Below are 14338 nucleotides of genomic sequence, written 5' to 3' on the forward strand. Positions count from 1 at the left end.
GCGAATGGCGCCAAGCGGTCCCATCGTTTTCGTGACGTTTGGCCCGCCGTGTTCCGGCGCGCCCGGCGCATACTCCGGGTTTACCCTCGACCGGAGTACCGTCCATGCTGCGCCTGCGCCCGCTCGCCATCGCCCTCCTCCTGTCCTCGGCGCCCGCCATCGCGGCGAACAAGCCGACTTCGATTGCCGCGGCCGACCTCGAGACGGCTGCGCACCTGCGCGACCAGGCGCTGCACGACGACACCGCTTACGACTTCGTCGCCGGCATCACGACCGAAGTCGGCCCGCGCCTTGCCGCGGGGCCGAACGACGCGAAGGGTCGCGAATGGACGATCGCGAAGTTCCATGCGTTCGGCTTCGACAAGGTCTGGACCGAACCGGTGACCTACCCGAAGTGGGTGCGCCGCAGCGAGCATGGCGAGATCCTCGCGCCGCATGCCCAACCGCTCGTGCTCGCCGCGCTCGGCTATTCGGCGGGCACGCCGGCCGGCGGCCTCGACGCCGAGGTGGTCGGCTTCCCGACGCTCGATGCGTTCAAGGCGGCGGACCCGGCGAGCGTCCGCGGCAAGATCGTCTATGTCGGCGCGCGCATGCACGCGCACCGTGACGGCCGCGACTACGGCATCGGCTCGGCCGTCCGCACCGGCGGACCGGCCATCGCCTCGCACAAGGGCGCGGCCGCGTTCCTGCTGCGCTCGGCCGGCACCGACGACAACCGCCTGCCGCACACCGGCGTCACCGATTTCACCGGCGCGACGCCGATCCCTGCCGCCGCCCTGTCGTCGCCCGACGCCGACCTGCTCGAGCGCATGCTCGCGGCGGGCAAGCCGGTGACGATCCACCTCGCGCTCGACTGCGGCGTCGAAGGCGAATACACCGGCGCGAACGTGATCGCCGAACTGCGTGGCTCGAAGAAGCCCGACGAGTACTTCGTGATGGGCGGCCATCTCGATTCGTGGGACCCGGGCACGGGCGCGATCGACGACGCCGCCGGCGTGGCGATCGCCGCAGGCGCCGCAAAGCTGATCGCCGGCCTGCCCAAGCGTCCCGCGCGCAGCATCCGCGTCGTCGCGTTCGCCAACGAGGAATCGGGTCTGTTCGGCGGCAAGGCGTATGCGCAGGCGCACAAGGCCGAGATCGCCAAGGCCGTGCTCGGCAGCGAGTCGGACGCCGGTGCCGACCGCATCTGGAAGATCACCGCGAGCGTGAAGCCGCAGGCACGCGACGCCGTCGCGCAGATCGCCGCGGTACTGCAGCCGCTCGGCATCGAGTACGACGCGAGCGAGCCCGGCAACGGCGGCTCGGACCTCTCGGCCGTGCACGCGGTCGGCATGGCCGCGGTATCGCTGCACCAGGACGCGACGCGCTACTTCGACTGGCACCACTCGGCCAACGACACGCTCGACAAGATCGATCCCGAACAGTTGCGCCAGAACGTCGCCGCGTACGTGGTCACCGCCTACCTCGCCGCGCAGGCCGAGGGCGACTTCGGTTCGAAGCCGGGCGCGTGGGCGAACGAGCACGAGTGAGGACCGGCGCGGGGCGCACCGTGGTCCGATGAGGATGCTCCGCGCTGCGCAAGGCGATCGCGCGGTGCGGACATCACCGACCCCATGCGCCCGGCGTCAGGCGTGCGCCTGGCGCCAGTATTCGCCGAGCAGCACGGCGACGCTCGCCGCGACATTGAGGCTTTCGATCGCGCCGCTGCCGGGAATCGTGAGGCGCAGGTCGGCGCTGCCTATCATCGCCTCGCTCGTGCCCTCGCCTTCGGCGCCGAGCACGAGCACGAGCCGCCGCGGCAGCGTGGTCGCGTACAGTGGCGAGCCGTCGCGCGGCACGGTCGCGGCGAGCACGTAACCACGCGCGTGGAGTTCGCGCAGCGCGTGCTGCGCGTCGTCGGCCTGCACCAGCGGCACGACTTCCGCCGCGCCTTCGGCCACGCGCGCCGCGGCGCCGGACACGTCGAGGCCGGCCTGCGCCGGCACGATCACGCCGCCGGCGCCGAAGTGCGCCGCGCTGCGCAGCAACGCGCCGAGGTTGTGCGGATTGCCGACGCCATCGAGCCAAAGCAGCAGTGAAGCCTGCGGCGCGGGCGGCTGCGCGTCGAGCAACGCGGCCAACGCGAGCGGCTCGGGACGCAGCAGGTCGAAGCAGACGCCCTCGTGGTGGCGAGATGCCGCCAGGCGATCGAGGTCCCCGGTTTCGACCACGCGATAGCCGATGCGTCGCTGCACGCACCATGCGAGCACGGTCCTGAGCGCGCCGATGCGTGCTTCGCTCAGATAGACCTTGCGCAGCGCCTCGGGCCGCCGCGCGAACGCGGCGAGGCAGGCATTGAGTCCGTACAGGCGCTGTTCGCGCGACGCGGGGTCGCGCGCGGCCTCGGGACTCGCGGGCGCGGTCGCGGCGCGACGTGGATCACGCGCCGGCGGCGGCACGTCGCGACGCACGTCGCGTCGCCCGCCATCGCGGTCGTCGCGCGGGCGCGGGCCCGGCGCGCGCGCCGCCAGCGCCTCGCGTTCGCGCTTGGAAACGCGCTCGGTGCGCGGCTTCGCGCCCGCCCAGGGAGAATCGTTCCGCGGGTCCTTGGCCATCGTCGTCTGTCAGTCCCGTTCGTCGCGCGCGGCCATTGTCGCAGGTTCGCCGGGCAGCGTCGGAGGCAGTTCGCTGCGCACGCGCGCGTACATGACGATGTCGAGCAGTTCGCCGCGCTTGACCACCGCGGACTTGTGCACGCCCTCGCGCTCGAAGCCCGCCTTCTCGAGCACGCGCATCGAGGCCGGGTTGTTCGCATAGACCGTCGCATACAGGCGGTGCAGGCGGAACGCATCCATCGCACGCGGCGCGAACGTCGCGACGATCGCGCTCATGAGTCCGCGCCCCCAGTAGCGCCGGCCGAGCCAGTAGCCGAGCTCGGCCGAATGACGATGCACGTCGGTACCCGGATGCAGGCTGACGCCACCGACCGCGGCGCCATCGAGTTCGATCGCCCAGGCGCGATCCGCTTCGTCGACCGCGCGCGCGAGCCAGGCGCGACCGTCATCGCCGGTGTATGGATAAGGAAAACGGTCACGCAGCCCGCGCGAGACGTCGGCATGGCTCGCATTCGCGACGAGGCTGTCGAGGTCATCCGCCCGCCACGGCCTGAGCCGTGCGACACCGCAGTCGAGATGGGGCAGCGGGAGGGAGGCGGGCATGTCGGGGGCTGAGGGCCGGGGGCTGGGCTGAGGGCTGGAAGCATGGCATCGCGTCGCGCAGCGCGCATCGGCCATCGGCGTCAGTTGCGCCGATGCCGCGCGCGGCAACGCCGCTCTGCAGCCCTCGGCCCTAGTGGTCCGCTACCACCGCCGGTCCCGCCGCACTGCGCACCGGCTTGAGCAGGAGCAGCAACGGGATCGACACGAGCGTCATGACCATCATGAGCCAGAAGTCGTCGAGGAACGCGATCGCGCTCGCCTGCCGCGTGACTTCGCCATTGAGTGCGGCGAGGTTCGCCGCGCCATGGCCGAGCGTCGCCGCAAGCTGCGCCGCATTGTCGCCGTACGGGGTGAGGCGCGCGGCGATCTCGGCATGGTTGAGCTGGGTGTTGCGCGAGAGCAGGGTCATCACGATCGAGATGCCGACGCTCGAGCCGATGTTGCGCATGAGGCTGAAGATGCCCGCGGCCTCGGTGCGCGCGGCCATCGGCAGGGTCGAATAGGCGATCGTCGAGATCGGCACGAACACGAGGCCGAGGCCGAGGCCCTGCACCACGCCGGTGGCGACGATCGTCGACTGCGGCACGTCGAGGTTGAAGCGCGTCATCGTCCACAGCGAATACGCGGTGAGCAGCATGCCGATGCCGGCGAGCACGCGCGCGTCCGCCCCGCGCGCGAGCAGGCGGCCGACCAGCATCATCGCGATCAGCGTGCCGATGCCGCGCGGTGCGAGCAGCAGGCCGGTCGTCACGACCGGGTAGTTCATGAGGCCCTGCAGGAACGGCGGCAGCAGCGCCATCGTCGCGAACAGCACGACGCCGAGCACGAAGATGAAGAGGTTGCTCGCGAGGAAGTTGCGGTCGGCGAACAGGCCGAGGTCGAGGAACGGGCGCGCGCTGAACTTCCAGTGCACGGCGTAGAGGTAGAAGCCGAGGAACGCGAGCGCGGCTTCGACCTGGATCTCGACCGAGCCGAACCAGTCCTGCTGTTCGCCGCGGTCGAGGAACAGCTGCAACGCACCGATGCCGATCGCGAGGAACGCGAAGCCGCGCCAGTCGAAGCGCGATGCCCTCGTCTCGTCGGTCGGCAGGCTCGCCGCGACGCCGAGTAGCGCGAGCGCGCCGATCGGCACGTTGATGAGAAACACCCAGTGCCAGCTGTAGCTGTCGGTGAGCCAGCCGCCGAGCGGCGGCCCGAGGATCGGCCCGACCATCACGCCCATGCCCCACAGCGCCATCGCCGCACCGTGCTTCTCGCGCGGGTAGACGTCGAGCAGCGTCGATTGCGACAACGGCACGAGCGCGGCGCCGAACAGGCCCTGCAGCAGGCGGAACGCGACCATCGCGCCGATGCTCGTCGCCATGCCGCACAGCACCGAGGCGAACGTGAAGCCCGCGATCGCGATGAGCAGCAGGCGGCGCCGGCCCATCACCGAAGCGAGCCAGCCGGTCGCCGGCGTGGCGATCGCGGCGGCGACGATGTAGGACGTCAGCACCCAGGAGATCTGGTCCTGCGTCGCCGACAGCGTGCCCTGCATGTTCGGCAGGGCTACGTTCGCGATCGTCGTGTCGAGCGCCTGCATCAGCGTCGCGAGCATCACCGACACGACCAGCAGGCCGCGGTTGGCGACTTCGCGATGGGTGTTGACGGCGGCGCTCACGACGTCAGCGCAGCGCGTCGCCGAGCGTGCTCACGTGGCGCGTGAACGCTTCACGCGCGATGCGGCGCGCGATCTCGCGGTAGACCGGCGTCAGCTCGCCGGTGCGGTCGGTGAAGGCGTATTCGGCGTCGAGCGCGGCGGCACGCGGCGCGGATGCGGCGTGTTGCCATGCGAGGGTGTCGCCCAGCGGTTCGTAGCTCTGTTCGCGAAACATGGTGAATGTCCGTTCGGTTCGGGGTTGGAAGACGGGCCGTCTTGGCGCGGCCTTTCGTTCGGATCACGGCGCCTGCGCGACGCTCGTGCGTGGCTTCGGCTCGCGGCCCTGCCAGCGGCCGATCACCGAGTTCTGCCTGCCGGTGTCGATCTCGACCACCGCGCTCATGCCTGCGCGCAGGATCATGCCGTCCTGCGGCGTCGCGTCGAGGGCGAGGCGCACCGGGATGCGCTGCACGATCTTCACCCAGTTGCCGGTCGCGTTCTGCGCGGGCAGGAGGGAGAACTCCGAACCCGACGCCGGGCTGATCGAAGCGACGCGCGCCTGCCACTTGCGGCCGGGGAACGTGTCCACCTCGATCGTCGCCGGCTGGCCGACGACGACGTGGGTGAGATCGGTTTCCTTGAAGTTCGCATCGACCCACAGCGTGTTCGCGACGAGCGGCATCGCGGCCTGGCCGACGGCGAGGAAATCGCCCGGCTGCAGCGTGGTCTTGCCGATCGTGCCGTCCATCGGCGCGCGCACGGTCGCGTGTTCGAGGTCGAGTTTGGCCTGCGCGAGCTGGGCGAGCGCGAGCTTGTAGCCGGCGAGCTGTTCATCGGGCGTGCTCGGCAGGCCGCCGAGCATGTTCTGCGCCTTGCTCAACGCGGCATGGTCGGAGTCCTGCTTCGCGCGCGCGGCGGCGAGGTTGTTCGCCGCGTCGTCGAGCGCCGCCTGGGCGACGAGGCCGCGGCCGCGCAGTTCCTTCATGCGCTCGAACTGCTGCTTCTTGTACTCGAGGTCGGCAGCGGACGAACGCACGTCCGCCTGCGCCGCGCTGTAACCGCTGCGCGCAGCATCGAGCAGGCTGCGCACCGACTCGACCTGCGCCTGCATGCGCGCGACGGCGATCTCGAGCGGCTCGGGATCGATGCGGAACAGCACGTCGCCCTTGTGCACGGCCTGGTTCTCGCGCACCGCGACCTCGACCACGCGCCCACCGACCTGCGGCGCGATCGTCACGCGATCGGCCTGCACGTAGGCGTTGTCGGTCGAGGCGTAGCGCCCCGAGGTGAGATAGAGCCACGCGCCGATGCCGAGCACGAGGGCAGGGCCGGCGATCCAGAGCGCCGTGCGCAGCCAGCCGCGCTTGCGCGGCGCCGTCGCGACGGGGTCGATCTGCGGTTGTTTGTCGGTCATGACGCTTCCCGTTGTTCGTGGGCCGCTTCGTCGTCGAGCGCGACCAGGTTGTCCTTGAGGCGCGTGAGCACGCGCAGCAATGCTTCGAAGTCGGCCGGTGCGACGCCGCGCAGCGCTTCCTCGCGCAGGGCGGCACCGATGACTTCCATCTCGTCGACGATCGCGAGCGCCTTCGCGGTGAGGTGCAGGCGCCAGCGCCGGCGGTCGGCCGGGTCGGCACGGCGCTCGACGAAGCCGGTCTTCTCGAGGCGGTCGACGACGCGGCCGACCGGGATCGGTTCCATGTCGAGGTAGTCGGCGAGCTCGGTCTGGCTGAGGCCTTCGTGGCGGCCGATCACCTTGAGGGCGCGCCACTGCGCGCGCGTGAGTTCCAGCCGCGTCGCACGGCGGTCGAAGTGCTTGCGCATCAGCCGCGTGACGTCGTGGAGGAGGTAGGCGAACGTGTTGTCAGTAGTCTTGATCATGGTTGCTGCGAATATTATGTCCTAGGCAATATAATTTCAATACCTGTCGGTACAAATTATTTGCAGCGCAGCAAAACGGCGTACCTTTCGTTGAATCAACGGGTTACTGATTCGCGACGCGCCGTTCGCGCCGGAGAGCCAATGCGTTTCGCGCCAGCCCGCCGGGCGCAACCCCATGAACGCGGCCGACCGCCGGCGCGACGCGCCACGGAATCGGAGCCGTACGCCCTCCAGTGAGCGAAGATCGCGACCTGCCGACGACCCGGCGCCGGACGATCCCCGCGATGAACACCACCCTGACCGTCATCGAGGCCGACATCACCACGCTCTCCGTCGACGCGATCGTCAACGCCGCGAACGCATCCCTGCTCGGCGGCGGCGGCGTCGACGGCGCGATCCACCGCGCCGCCGGCCCCGCCCTGCTCGCCGCATGCCGGGCCCTGCCCGAGGTGCGGCCCGGCGCGCGCTGTCCGACCGGCGAGGCGCGCATCACGCCCGGCTTCCGCCTGCCCGCACGCCATGTCATCCATACGGTCGGGCCCGTGTGGCAGGGTGGCACGCAGGGAGAAGCCGCGCTGCTCGCCGCGTGCTATCGCAATGCACTCGCACTCGCCGCGGAGCATCGCCTCGCGACGGTCGCATTCCCGGCGATCAGCTGTGGCATTTATGGCTACCCGATCGACGCTGCCACCGCGATCGCGGTGCGCGAGGCCCGTGCATGGCTCGCCCGACGCGGCGGCGAGGCGCCACGCGCGCTCGTGTTCTGCGCGTTCGGAGCGACGATCGCGGCCGCCTACCGGCGCGAGCTCGCGCGCGGCGCGCCGTGAGGCATGCAAACGCGACGGCATATGCATAGGCGCAGGCGTCCTGTCGGACGCACGCGCGTTTAGCCCGCATTTAACGCCGGCGGTGCTTGCATGCACGCGACCCGAACGGAGCACGCCGCATGTCGTCCACCCTTCCCGCCTGCGCCGCCGCGTGGCTCGCCGATGTCCGCACCCGGCTCGCCGCGCTGCCGCCGTCGCCGCCGCCAACGGCGATCGCGCGCCTCGCCGATGGCCTCGCCGCGCACGCGCTGCGCCTGGATCTCGCCGCCACCCGCACGCTCGGCGGCGGGCCTGCGCCACGCGGGCGCTACCACCGGCGCCTCCTCACGGCCGGCGACGAGGCTTCGCCGAGCGCGCTGCTGATTTCGTGGCCGCGCGCGCATCGCACGCCGCTGCACGACCATGCCGGCCTGTGGGGCATCGAACTCGTGCTCGACGGCGCGCTCGAGGTCGAGGAATACCGGATCGGCGAGGACGAAAACGGGCGCACCACACCCGTGCTGCAGCGCCGCCTCGTGCTCGGTGCCGGCGATGCGGCCGTTTTCGGCGGCGCAGACTACGCGCATCGCTGCCGCAACCTCTCGGCGACGCACGCGGCGCTGTCGCTGCACGTCTACGGCGGCACGCTCGATCATCACCACGCGTACGAAGCGGGCGCACGCGGCGGCTACGTCGCGCGTCCGCGGCGCGCGCGCATCGACGCGGTCACGGCCGCCTGAACCGGGAGGATGCCATGCGACGCATCGTCGTGATCGGCGGCGGCGCGGCCGGCGCCGCGTTCGTCGCCCGCCTGCTGCGCGATGCACCGCCGGGCGCGACATCCGCGTTCGCGCTCGACTGGTTCGGCGGCCGGCACGCACCGTGCCGCGGCGTCGCCTATGCCACCGCCGATCCGCTGCACCTGCTCAACGTGCGCGCCGCCAACATGAGCCTGTTCGCCGACGCGCCCGACGATTTCCTCCGCTACGCGCAGGCGCGCGGCATCGCCGCCAGCGACGGCCAGTTCCTGCCGCGCTCGATCTACGGCGACTACCTCGACGCGACCTTGTCGAGCCTGCGTGCGACGAGCGGCCGCCACGTCGATCTCGCGCTGCACGCGACCGAAGCAATCGGGCTGCGACCGCGCGCGGACGGCCGCTTCGACGTGCATGCGCGTGAGCGCGAACCGCTCGTCGCCGACGAGGTCGTGCTCGCGATCGGCGCGCTGCCACCGCTGGCGCTGCCCGGCGTCACGCCTGCGGCACTCGCGAGCGGCCGGTATGCGACCGACCCATGGGACGCCCCGGCGCCGCTGCGTGCACCCGGGCACGTGCTCGTGATCGGCACCGGCCTCAGCGCGATCGATGCGCTGCTCGGCGCCGCCACGCGCTGGCCACGCGCGCGCTTCACCGCGGTGTCGCGCCATGGCCGCCTGCCGGCGCTGCATGCCGACCATGCCCTCGCGCCGCATGCGGGCCGGGAATCCCTGCTGCGCGACCTCGAACGCGAGGCCGACCCGCGCGCATGGCTGCGCCGCTTCCGCGCCGCCGCGCGCGAGCCGGGCGTCGACTGGCGCGCGGTGCTCGACGGCGTGCGCGCGCGCACGCCGCAGCTGTGGGCGACGCTCGACGATGGCCGCCGCCGGCGCTTCCTGCGCCATCTGCGGCCGCTGTGGGAGGTTGCTCGCCATCGCCAGCCGGCGCAGACCGCGGCCCGGATCGCGGCCTTGCGCGCGAGCGGGCGCCTGCGCGTGCTCGCGGCGCGCATCGCCTCGATCGACGGCGATGGCCCGCTGCGCGTGCGCCTGCATCCGCGTGGCGAGGCGCGTGCGCACGCGCTCGCGGTCGATCACGCGATCCAGGCGACCGGACTCGAAGCGGACGCTCGCGCGACGCCGCATGCGCTGGTGCGCCAGCTCGTCGACGAACGAGTGGCGCGCGCCGACGCGCTCGGTCTCGGCCTCGCCGCGCGCGCGGACGGCCGCCTGCTGCGCGCGGACGGCACGCCGTGGCCGAACCTGCACGCCCTCGGCACGCTGCTGCGCGGCAGCGTGTGGGAATGCGGCGCGATGCCGGAGATCCGCTCGCTCGCCGCGGGCATCGCGGCCGGCGTCGTCGCCCGCGCCGGGCACGGGGTCGCGACCGCCGCCGGGTGAAGCAAGCCCCCACGTCACGCGCGGCGCATATGCGCATGACGATGCGTTCTTTCCGCGCGGCCGCGGCGACGCCTAGCATCGGTGGTCCATGGACGTTTGGACGTCCAGATGGATGGATGCCGTGTCCGCCGTTCCGCCCCTGCCGGTCGTGCCGCTGCCCGAGGAACAGTCCGCCGAGGCGCTGCGCCTGCTCGAAGGCCTCGATGCACCCGCGCTGTGGTGGCTGTCGGGCTATGCCGCCGCGCTCGCGCGCGGCCAGGCCGTGCTGCCGCGCGCGACGGCGCCCGCGCGCGAGGCGCCCGCGCAGGAACGCCTGACGATCGTCTACGGCAGCCAGACCGGCAATGCGAGGCGCCTCGCCGAACAACTCGCGCGCGACGCCGAAGCCACCGGCCTCGCCGTGCGCGTGGTCCGCGCAGGCGCCTACCCGCAGCGCGAGCTCAAGGCCGAGCGCCTGCTCGTCGTGGTGATCAGCACGCAGGGCGACGGCGACCCGCCCGACGACGCGCGCGGCTTCGTCGAGTTTCTCGCCGGCAAGCGCGCGCCACGGCTCGCCGAGCTCCGCTACGCCGTGCTCGCGCTCGGCGATTCGTGCTATCCGCAGTTCTGCGCGATCGGCCGTCGCGTCGACGCGCGCCTGGCCGAACTCGGCGCGCAGCGCCTGCTCGACGCCGGTGAAGCCGATGTCGACATCGAGACGGTGGCGACGCCATGGCTCGCGCGCGCACTGCATCTTGCGCGCGAAGCGCTCGAACCGGCGACCGTGCGCAGCGCGACCATGACGCCGCTGCGCGCCGCTCCCCTTGCCCCCGCCAGCGAATGGACGCGGGCGCGGCCGTACGCGGCCGCGCTGCTGGCGAACCAGCGCATCGTCGCGCGCGACAGCGCGCGCGACGTCCGCCACGTCGAGCTGTCGCTCGCCGAAGCCGGCCTCGCCTACGAACCGGGCGACGCGCTCGGCGTGTGGCCGACCAATCCGCCGGCGCTCGTCGCGGCCGTGCTGGAAGCGACCGGCCTCGACGGTGATGCCCCCGTCGCCCACGACGGGCGTACGCTCGCCCTGCGCGACTGGCTCGCGCGCGAACGCGAGATCACGCGCCTCGCGCGTCCGTTCATCGCGCAGCTCGCCGAGCGCGCACGCAGCAGCGAGCTCAACCGCCTGCTCGCGCCGGACCGGCGCGAAGCACTCGCGACGCTGCTCGCGAGCCACCAGCCGATCGACCTGCTGCGCGAGCACCCGGCCGCCTGGGACGCGGACGGCCTCGTGGCCGCGCTGCGCCCGCTCGCGCCACGCCTCTATTCGATCGCCTCGAGCCGCAAGGCCGTCGGCGACGAAGCGCACCTCACCGTCGGCGTGGTCGACTACGAGGCGATGGGCACGCGCCACGTCGGCGCCGCGTCGCACTTCCTCGCGCACGCCGGTTACGAAACGCAGGTCCCGGTCTATGTCGAGCCCAACGAACGCTTCCGGCTGCCCGCCGATGCCTCGCGCGATGTCGTCATGATCGGTCCCGGAACCGGCGTCGCCCCGTTCCGCGGTTTCCTGCAGGAACGCCGCGAGATCGGCGCGCGCGGCCGGCACTGGCTGCTGTTCGGCAACCGCCATTTCCGCAGCGAGTTCCTCTACCAGGCCGAATGGCAGGACGCTCTGCGCGATGGCAGCCTGCACCGGCTCGACCTCGCCTGGTCGCGCGATGGCGCGCGCACCTACGTGCAGGACCGCCTGCGCGAACACGGCCGCGACCTCCACGCCTGGCTCGACGGTGGCGCGCACCTGTACGTGTGCGGCGACGCGACGCGCATGGCGAAGGACGTGCACGCGGCGCTCGTCGACGTGTTCGTCGAGCACGGCGGCGTCGATCGCGAACGCGCGGAGGAGCGCCTGCTGCAACTCGCCGAGGAGGGCCGGTATGCGCGCGACGTGTACTAGCGAAGGCCGCAGCATGCGGGAACACCTGAAACCGTCCGGCCCCGCTCCCGCGGGAGCGGCTCCATCCGCGATCGCAGCCGCCCCGATGCGGCTGCCATGCACCTGTCGACCGATGCCCCCTTGAGCCATGCCGCGGCCGGCCACGGCCGCACGTTCCGACCATCGATCATCGAAGTCCCATGTCCACCGCCCTTTCCGAACTCGAACGCATCAAGGCCGAAAGCCGCCACCTGCGCGGCTCGCTCGCGGCGAGCCTCGCCGACCCGGTCACCGGCGCGATCAGCGACGCCGACAACAAGCTGCTGAAGTTCCACGGCAGCTACCAGCAGGACGATCGCGACCTGCGCGACGAACGCCGCCTGCAGAAACTCGAACCCGCCTACGCGTTCATGATCCGCGCGCGCCTGCCCGGCGGTGTCGTCACGCCCGCGCAGTGGCTCGCGTTCGACGCGATCGCGCGCGACTACGCCAACGGCAGCCTGCGCATCACCACGCGGCAGACGTTCCAGTGGCACGGGGTGATAAAGCGCGACCTCAAGGCGACGATCGCCGCGATCAATGCGAGCCTCGCCGACACGATCGCCGCCTGCGGCGACGTCAACCGTACCGTCGTCGCATCGGCCAACCCGGTGGAGTCGGCCGCGCACGCGCAGGCGTACGCGTGGGCGAAGCGCCTGTCCGAGCACCTGCTGCCCAGGACGCGCGCCTATCACGAGATCTGGCTCGACGAGACGCCGCTCGACGCGACGTCCGGCACCGGCGGCGAGACGCGCGCGATGACCCGCGTCGCCGGCACCGACGAGGTCGAGCCGCTCTACGGCGCGACCTACCTGCCGCGCAAGTTCAAGATCGGCATCGCGGTGCCGCCGACGAACGACATCGACGTGTTCGCGCAGGACCTCGGCTTCATCGCGATCATCGAGGACGGCGTGCTCGCCGGTTTCGACGTCGCGATCGGCGGCGGCATGGGCGCGACGCACGGCGATCCGGCGACGTACCCGCGCCTCGCCGACGTGATCGGCTTCGTCACGCCGGAACGGGTCCTCGCGCTCGCCGAACACGTGATCGGCGTGCAGCGCGACTGGGGCAATCGTGCCGAACGCAAGCACGCGCGGCTCAAGTACACGATCGACCATCGCGGCCTCGATGCGTTCGTCACCGAACTCGAGCGGCGCCTCGGCTTCGCGCTCGCGCCCGCGCGCGGATTCCATTTCGACCACAACGGCGACCGCTACGGCTGGATCGATGGCGGCGATGGCCGCTGGCACCTCACGCTGCAGGTCGAGGCCGGCCGCCTCGTCGACCGCGACGGCCAGGCCTGGCTGGTCGGATTGCGCGAGATCGCCGCCGCGCATGTCCGCGCGGAGTCGGCGCTGGAATTCCGCCTCACCTGCAACCAGAACCTCGTCATCGCCAACGTCGACGCCGCGCAGCGCGCATCGATCGACGCGCTCGTCACGCGCCATGGCCTCGACGCCTGGCGCCGCGGCAGCGCGATCCGCCGCCATGCGGTCGCCTGCGTCGCGTTGCCGACCTGCGGCCTCGCGATGGCCGAGGCGGAACGTTACCTGCCCGACCTCTTGGCGAAGATCGAACGCCGGCTCGATGCGCACGGCCTCGCCGACGCGCCGATCCTGCTGCGCGTCTCCGGCTGCCCGAACGGCTGCTCGCGGCCATACCTCGGCGAGATCGCGCTGATCGGGCGCGCGCCGGGGCGCTACGACCTGCGCCTAGGCGCCGACTTCGCCGGGCGCAGGCTCAACCGCGTCTTCCGCGAGAACATTGCGGAGGGGGAAATCCTCGACGCACTCGACATCCTGTTCGCGCGTTATGCCGCCGACCGCGCACATGGCGAAGGCTTCGGCGACTTCGTCGTGCGCAGCGGCATCCTCGCGCCCGCAACCCGCATCCGTTCCGAGGTGATCGCATGATTGCGCCCGACATCGTGAGCGCGGCCGAAGACGCGCGCGCGCTCGCCGACCTCAACCGCTGGCTGTCGCACCAGGACGCCGAGGCACGCGTCGAGTGGATGCTCGACACGCTGCCTGGCACGCACGTGCTGTCATCGAGCTTCGGCGCGCAGGCCGCGGCGAGCCTCCACCTCGTGACGAGCCGGCGACGCGAGGTGCCGGTGGTCCTCATCGACACCGGCTACCTGTTTCCGGAAACCTATCGCTTCGCCGACGCGCTGACCGAACGCCTCGGCCTCAACCTCAAGGTCTACCGTCCGCAGATCGGCATCGCCTGGATGGAAGCGCGCCACGGCCGGCTGTGGGAGCAGGGCCTCGACGGCATCGAGCGTTACAACCGCCTGCGCAAGGTCGAACCGATGCAGCGTGCGCTCGACGACCTCGGCGCGCGCACCTGGCTCGCGGGGCTGCGTCGTGCGCAGTCGGCGAGCCGCGCCGGCACGAACTTCCTCGAGCTGCGCAACGGCCGCTGGAAGGCGCATCCGATCGCCGACTGGAGCGATCGCGACGTCGGCCGCTACCTCGCGCAGCATGGCCTGCCCTACCACCCGCTGTGGGACGAGGGCTACGTGTCGATCGGCGACGTGCACACGACGCACCGCTGGGAGCCGGGCATGAGCGCCGACGACACGCGCTTCTTCGGCCTCAAGCGCGAGTGCGGGCTGCACCTCGAGGTCTGAGGCGGCGCTGGCGGCGCAGGTGCGCAACACGGTCGTGATATCCGCACGAGCGGATGTGCGCTTCATGGGGAGAGGCCTCGTGG

At 71.8% G+C, this 14338-nt stretch carries 13 protein-coding genes; 7 read left to right on the top strand and 6 right to left on the bottom strand.

Annotated features, from left to right (window positions below):
• The first annotated feature begins 107 nt into the window (after positions 1 to 107).
• A complete protein-coding gene (locus EV148_RS01240; RefSeq protein ID WP_199222712.1) occupies positions 108 to 1529 on the top strand; it encodes a M20/M25/M40 family metallo-hydrolase in 1422 nt (473 codons plus the stop codon).
• Positions 1530 to 1625: 96 nt separating this feature from the next.
• Here EV148_RS01240 and EV148_RS01245 read toward each other — a convergent pair whose 3' ends face one another.
• The 6 genes from EV148_RS01245 to EV148_RS01270 form a co-directional block, all read right to left on the bottom strand.
• Positions 1626 to 2594: a TrmH family RNA methyltransferase gene (locus EV148_RS01245; RefSeq protein ID WP_131992274.1), complete on the bottom strand. Its 969-nt coding sequence runs from the start codon at positions 2592 to 2594 to the stop codon at positions 1626 to 1628.
• Between the two features lie 9 nt (positions 2595 to 2603).
• On the bottom strand, positions 2604 to 3197 hold the full coding sequence (locus tag EV148_RS01250; RefSeq protein ID WP_131992277.1) for a GNAT family N-acetyltransferase: 594 nt from the start codon (positions 3195 to 3197) through the stop codon (positions 2604 to 2606).
• A 130-nt stretch (positions 3198 to 3327) separates the two neighbouring features.
• Complete coding sequence (locus EV148_RS01255; RefSeq protein ID WP_199222689.1) at positions 3328 to 4857, bottom strand: DHA2 family efflux MFS transporter permease subunit; 1530 nt, start codon at positions 4855 to 4857, stop codon at positions 3328 to 3330.
• Positions 4858 to 4861: 4 nt separating this feature from the next.
• On the bottom strand, positions 4862 to 5071 hold the full coding sequence (locus tag EV148_RS01260; RefSeq protein ID WP_131992280.1) for a hypothetical protein: 210 nt from the start codon (positions 5069 to 5071) through the stop codon (positions 4862 to 4864).
• 63 nt (positions 5072 to 5134) lie between these two features.
• Complete coding sequence (locus EV148_RS01265; RefSeq protein ID WP_131992283.1) at positions 5135 to 6250, bottom strand: HlyD family secretion protein; 1116 nt, start codon at positions 6248 to 6250, stop codon at positions 5135 to 5137.
• Positions 6247 to 6714, bottom strand: a complete 468-nt coding sequence (locus EV148_RS01270; protein ID WP_131992286.1) for a MarR family winged helix-turn-helix transcriptional regulator — start codon at positions 6712 to 6714, stop codon at positions 6247 to 6249. Before EV148_RS01270 ends, EV148_RS01265 begins: the two co-directional genes overlap by 4 nt.
• A gap of 284 nt (positions 6715 to 6998) precedes the next feature.
• Between EV148_RS01270 and EV148_RS01275 the strand changes: the two genes are divergently transcribed.
• From EV148_RS01275 to EV148_RS01300, 6 genes are all read left to right on the top strand, one after another.
• Positions 6999 to 7541 carry an O-acetyl-ADP-ribose deacetylase gene (locus EV148_RS01275; RefSeq protein ID WP_131992289.1) on the top strand — a complete coding sequence of 181 codons (543 nt, stop codon included), beginning with the start codon at positions 6999 to 7001 and terminating at the stop codon, positions 7539 to 7541.
• A 119-nt stretch (positions 7542 to 7660) separates the two neighbouring features.
• Complete coding sequence (locus EV148_RS01280; protein WP_131992292.1) at positions 7661 to 8260, top strand: cysteine dioxygenase; 600 nt, start codon at positions 7661 to 7663, stop codon at positions 8258 to 8260.
• Positions 8261 to 8274: 14 nt separating this feature from the next.
• On the top strand, positions 8275 to 9675 hold the full coding sequence (locus EV148_RS01285; protein WP_131992295.1) for an FAD/NAD(P)-binding protein: 1401 nt from the start codon (positions 8275 to 8277) through the stop codon (positions 9673 to 9675).
• Between the two features lie 112 nt (positions 9676 to 9787).
• Positions 9788 to 11605 carry an assimilatory sulfite reductase (NADPH) flavoprotein subunit gene (locus EV148_RS01290; protein ID WP_131992297.1) on the top strand — a complete coding sequence of 606 codons (1818 nt, stop codon included), beginning with the start codon at positions 9788 to 9790 and terminating at the stop codon, positions 11603 to 11605.
• A gap of 179 nt (positions 11606 to 11784) precedes the next feature.
• Positions 11785 to 13536, top strand: a complete 1752-nt coding sequence (cysI, locus tag EV148_RS01295; RefSeq protein ID WP_131992300.1) for an assimilatory sulfite reductase (NADPH) hemoprotein subunit — start codon at positions 11785 to 11787, stop codon at positions 13534 to 13536.
• On the top strand, positions 13533 to 14255 hold the full coding sequence (locus tag EV148_RS01300) for a phosphoadenylyl-sulfate reductase (RefSeq protein WP_131992303.1): 723 nt from the start codon (positions 13533 to 13535) through the stop codon (positions 14253 to 14255). The genes cysI and EV148_RS01300 overlap by 4 nt, the downstream gene beginning before the upstream one ends.
• Positions 14256 to 14338 lie beyond the last annotated feature (83 nt).

It is taken from the genome of Dokdonella fugitiva, assembly GCF_004342425.1.
GTDB lineage: Bacteria > Pseudomonadota > Gammaproteobacteria > Xanthomonadales > Rhodanobacteraceae > Dokdonella_A > Dokdonella_A fugitiva.

Coding starts and splice junctions, on each gene's coding strand:
- EV148_RS01290 (WP_131992297.1), top strand. CDS start 9,788: ATGGATGCCGTGTCCGCCGTTCCGCCCCTGCCGGTCGTGCCGCTGCCC.
- cysI (WP_131992300.1), top strand. CDS start 11,785: ATGTCCACCGCCCTTTCCGAACTCGAACGCATCAAGGCCGAAAGCCGC.
- EV148_RS01275 (WP_131992289.1), top strand. CDS start 6,999: ATGAACACCACCCTGACCGTCATCGAGGCCGACATCACCACGCTCTCC.
- EV148_RS01265 (WP_131992283.1), bottom strand. CDS start 6,250: ATGACCGACAAACAACCGCAGATCGACCCCGTCGCGACGGCGCCGCGC.
- EV148_RS01280 (WP_131992292.1), top strand. CDS start 7,661: ATGTCGTCCACCCTTCCCGCCTGCGCCGCCGCGTGGCTCGCCGATGTC.
- EV148_RS01245 (WP_131992274.1), bottom strand. CDS start 2,594: ATGGCCAAGGACCCGCGGAACGATTCTCCCTGGGCGGGCGCGAAGCCG.
- EV148_RS01270 (WP_131992286.1), bottom strand. CDS start 6,714: ATGATCAAGACTACTGACAACACGTTCGCCTACCTCCTCCACGACGTC.
- EV148_RS01285 (WP_131992295.1), top strand. CDS start 8,275: ATGCGACGCATCGTCGTGATCGGCGGCGGCGCGGCCGGCGCCGCGTTC.
- EV148_RS01250 (WP_131992277.1), bottom strand. CDS start 3,197: ATGCCCGCCTCCCTCCCGCTGCCCCATCTCGACTGCGGTGTCGCACGG.
- EV148_RS01260 (WP_131992280.1), bottom strand. CDS start 5,071: ATGTTTCGCGAACAGAGCTACGAACCGCTGGGCGACACCCTCGCATGG.
- EV148_RS01300 (WP_131992303.1), top strand. CDS start 13,533: ATGATTGCGCCCGACATCGTGAGCGCGGCCGAAGACGCGCGCGCGCTC.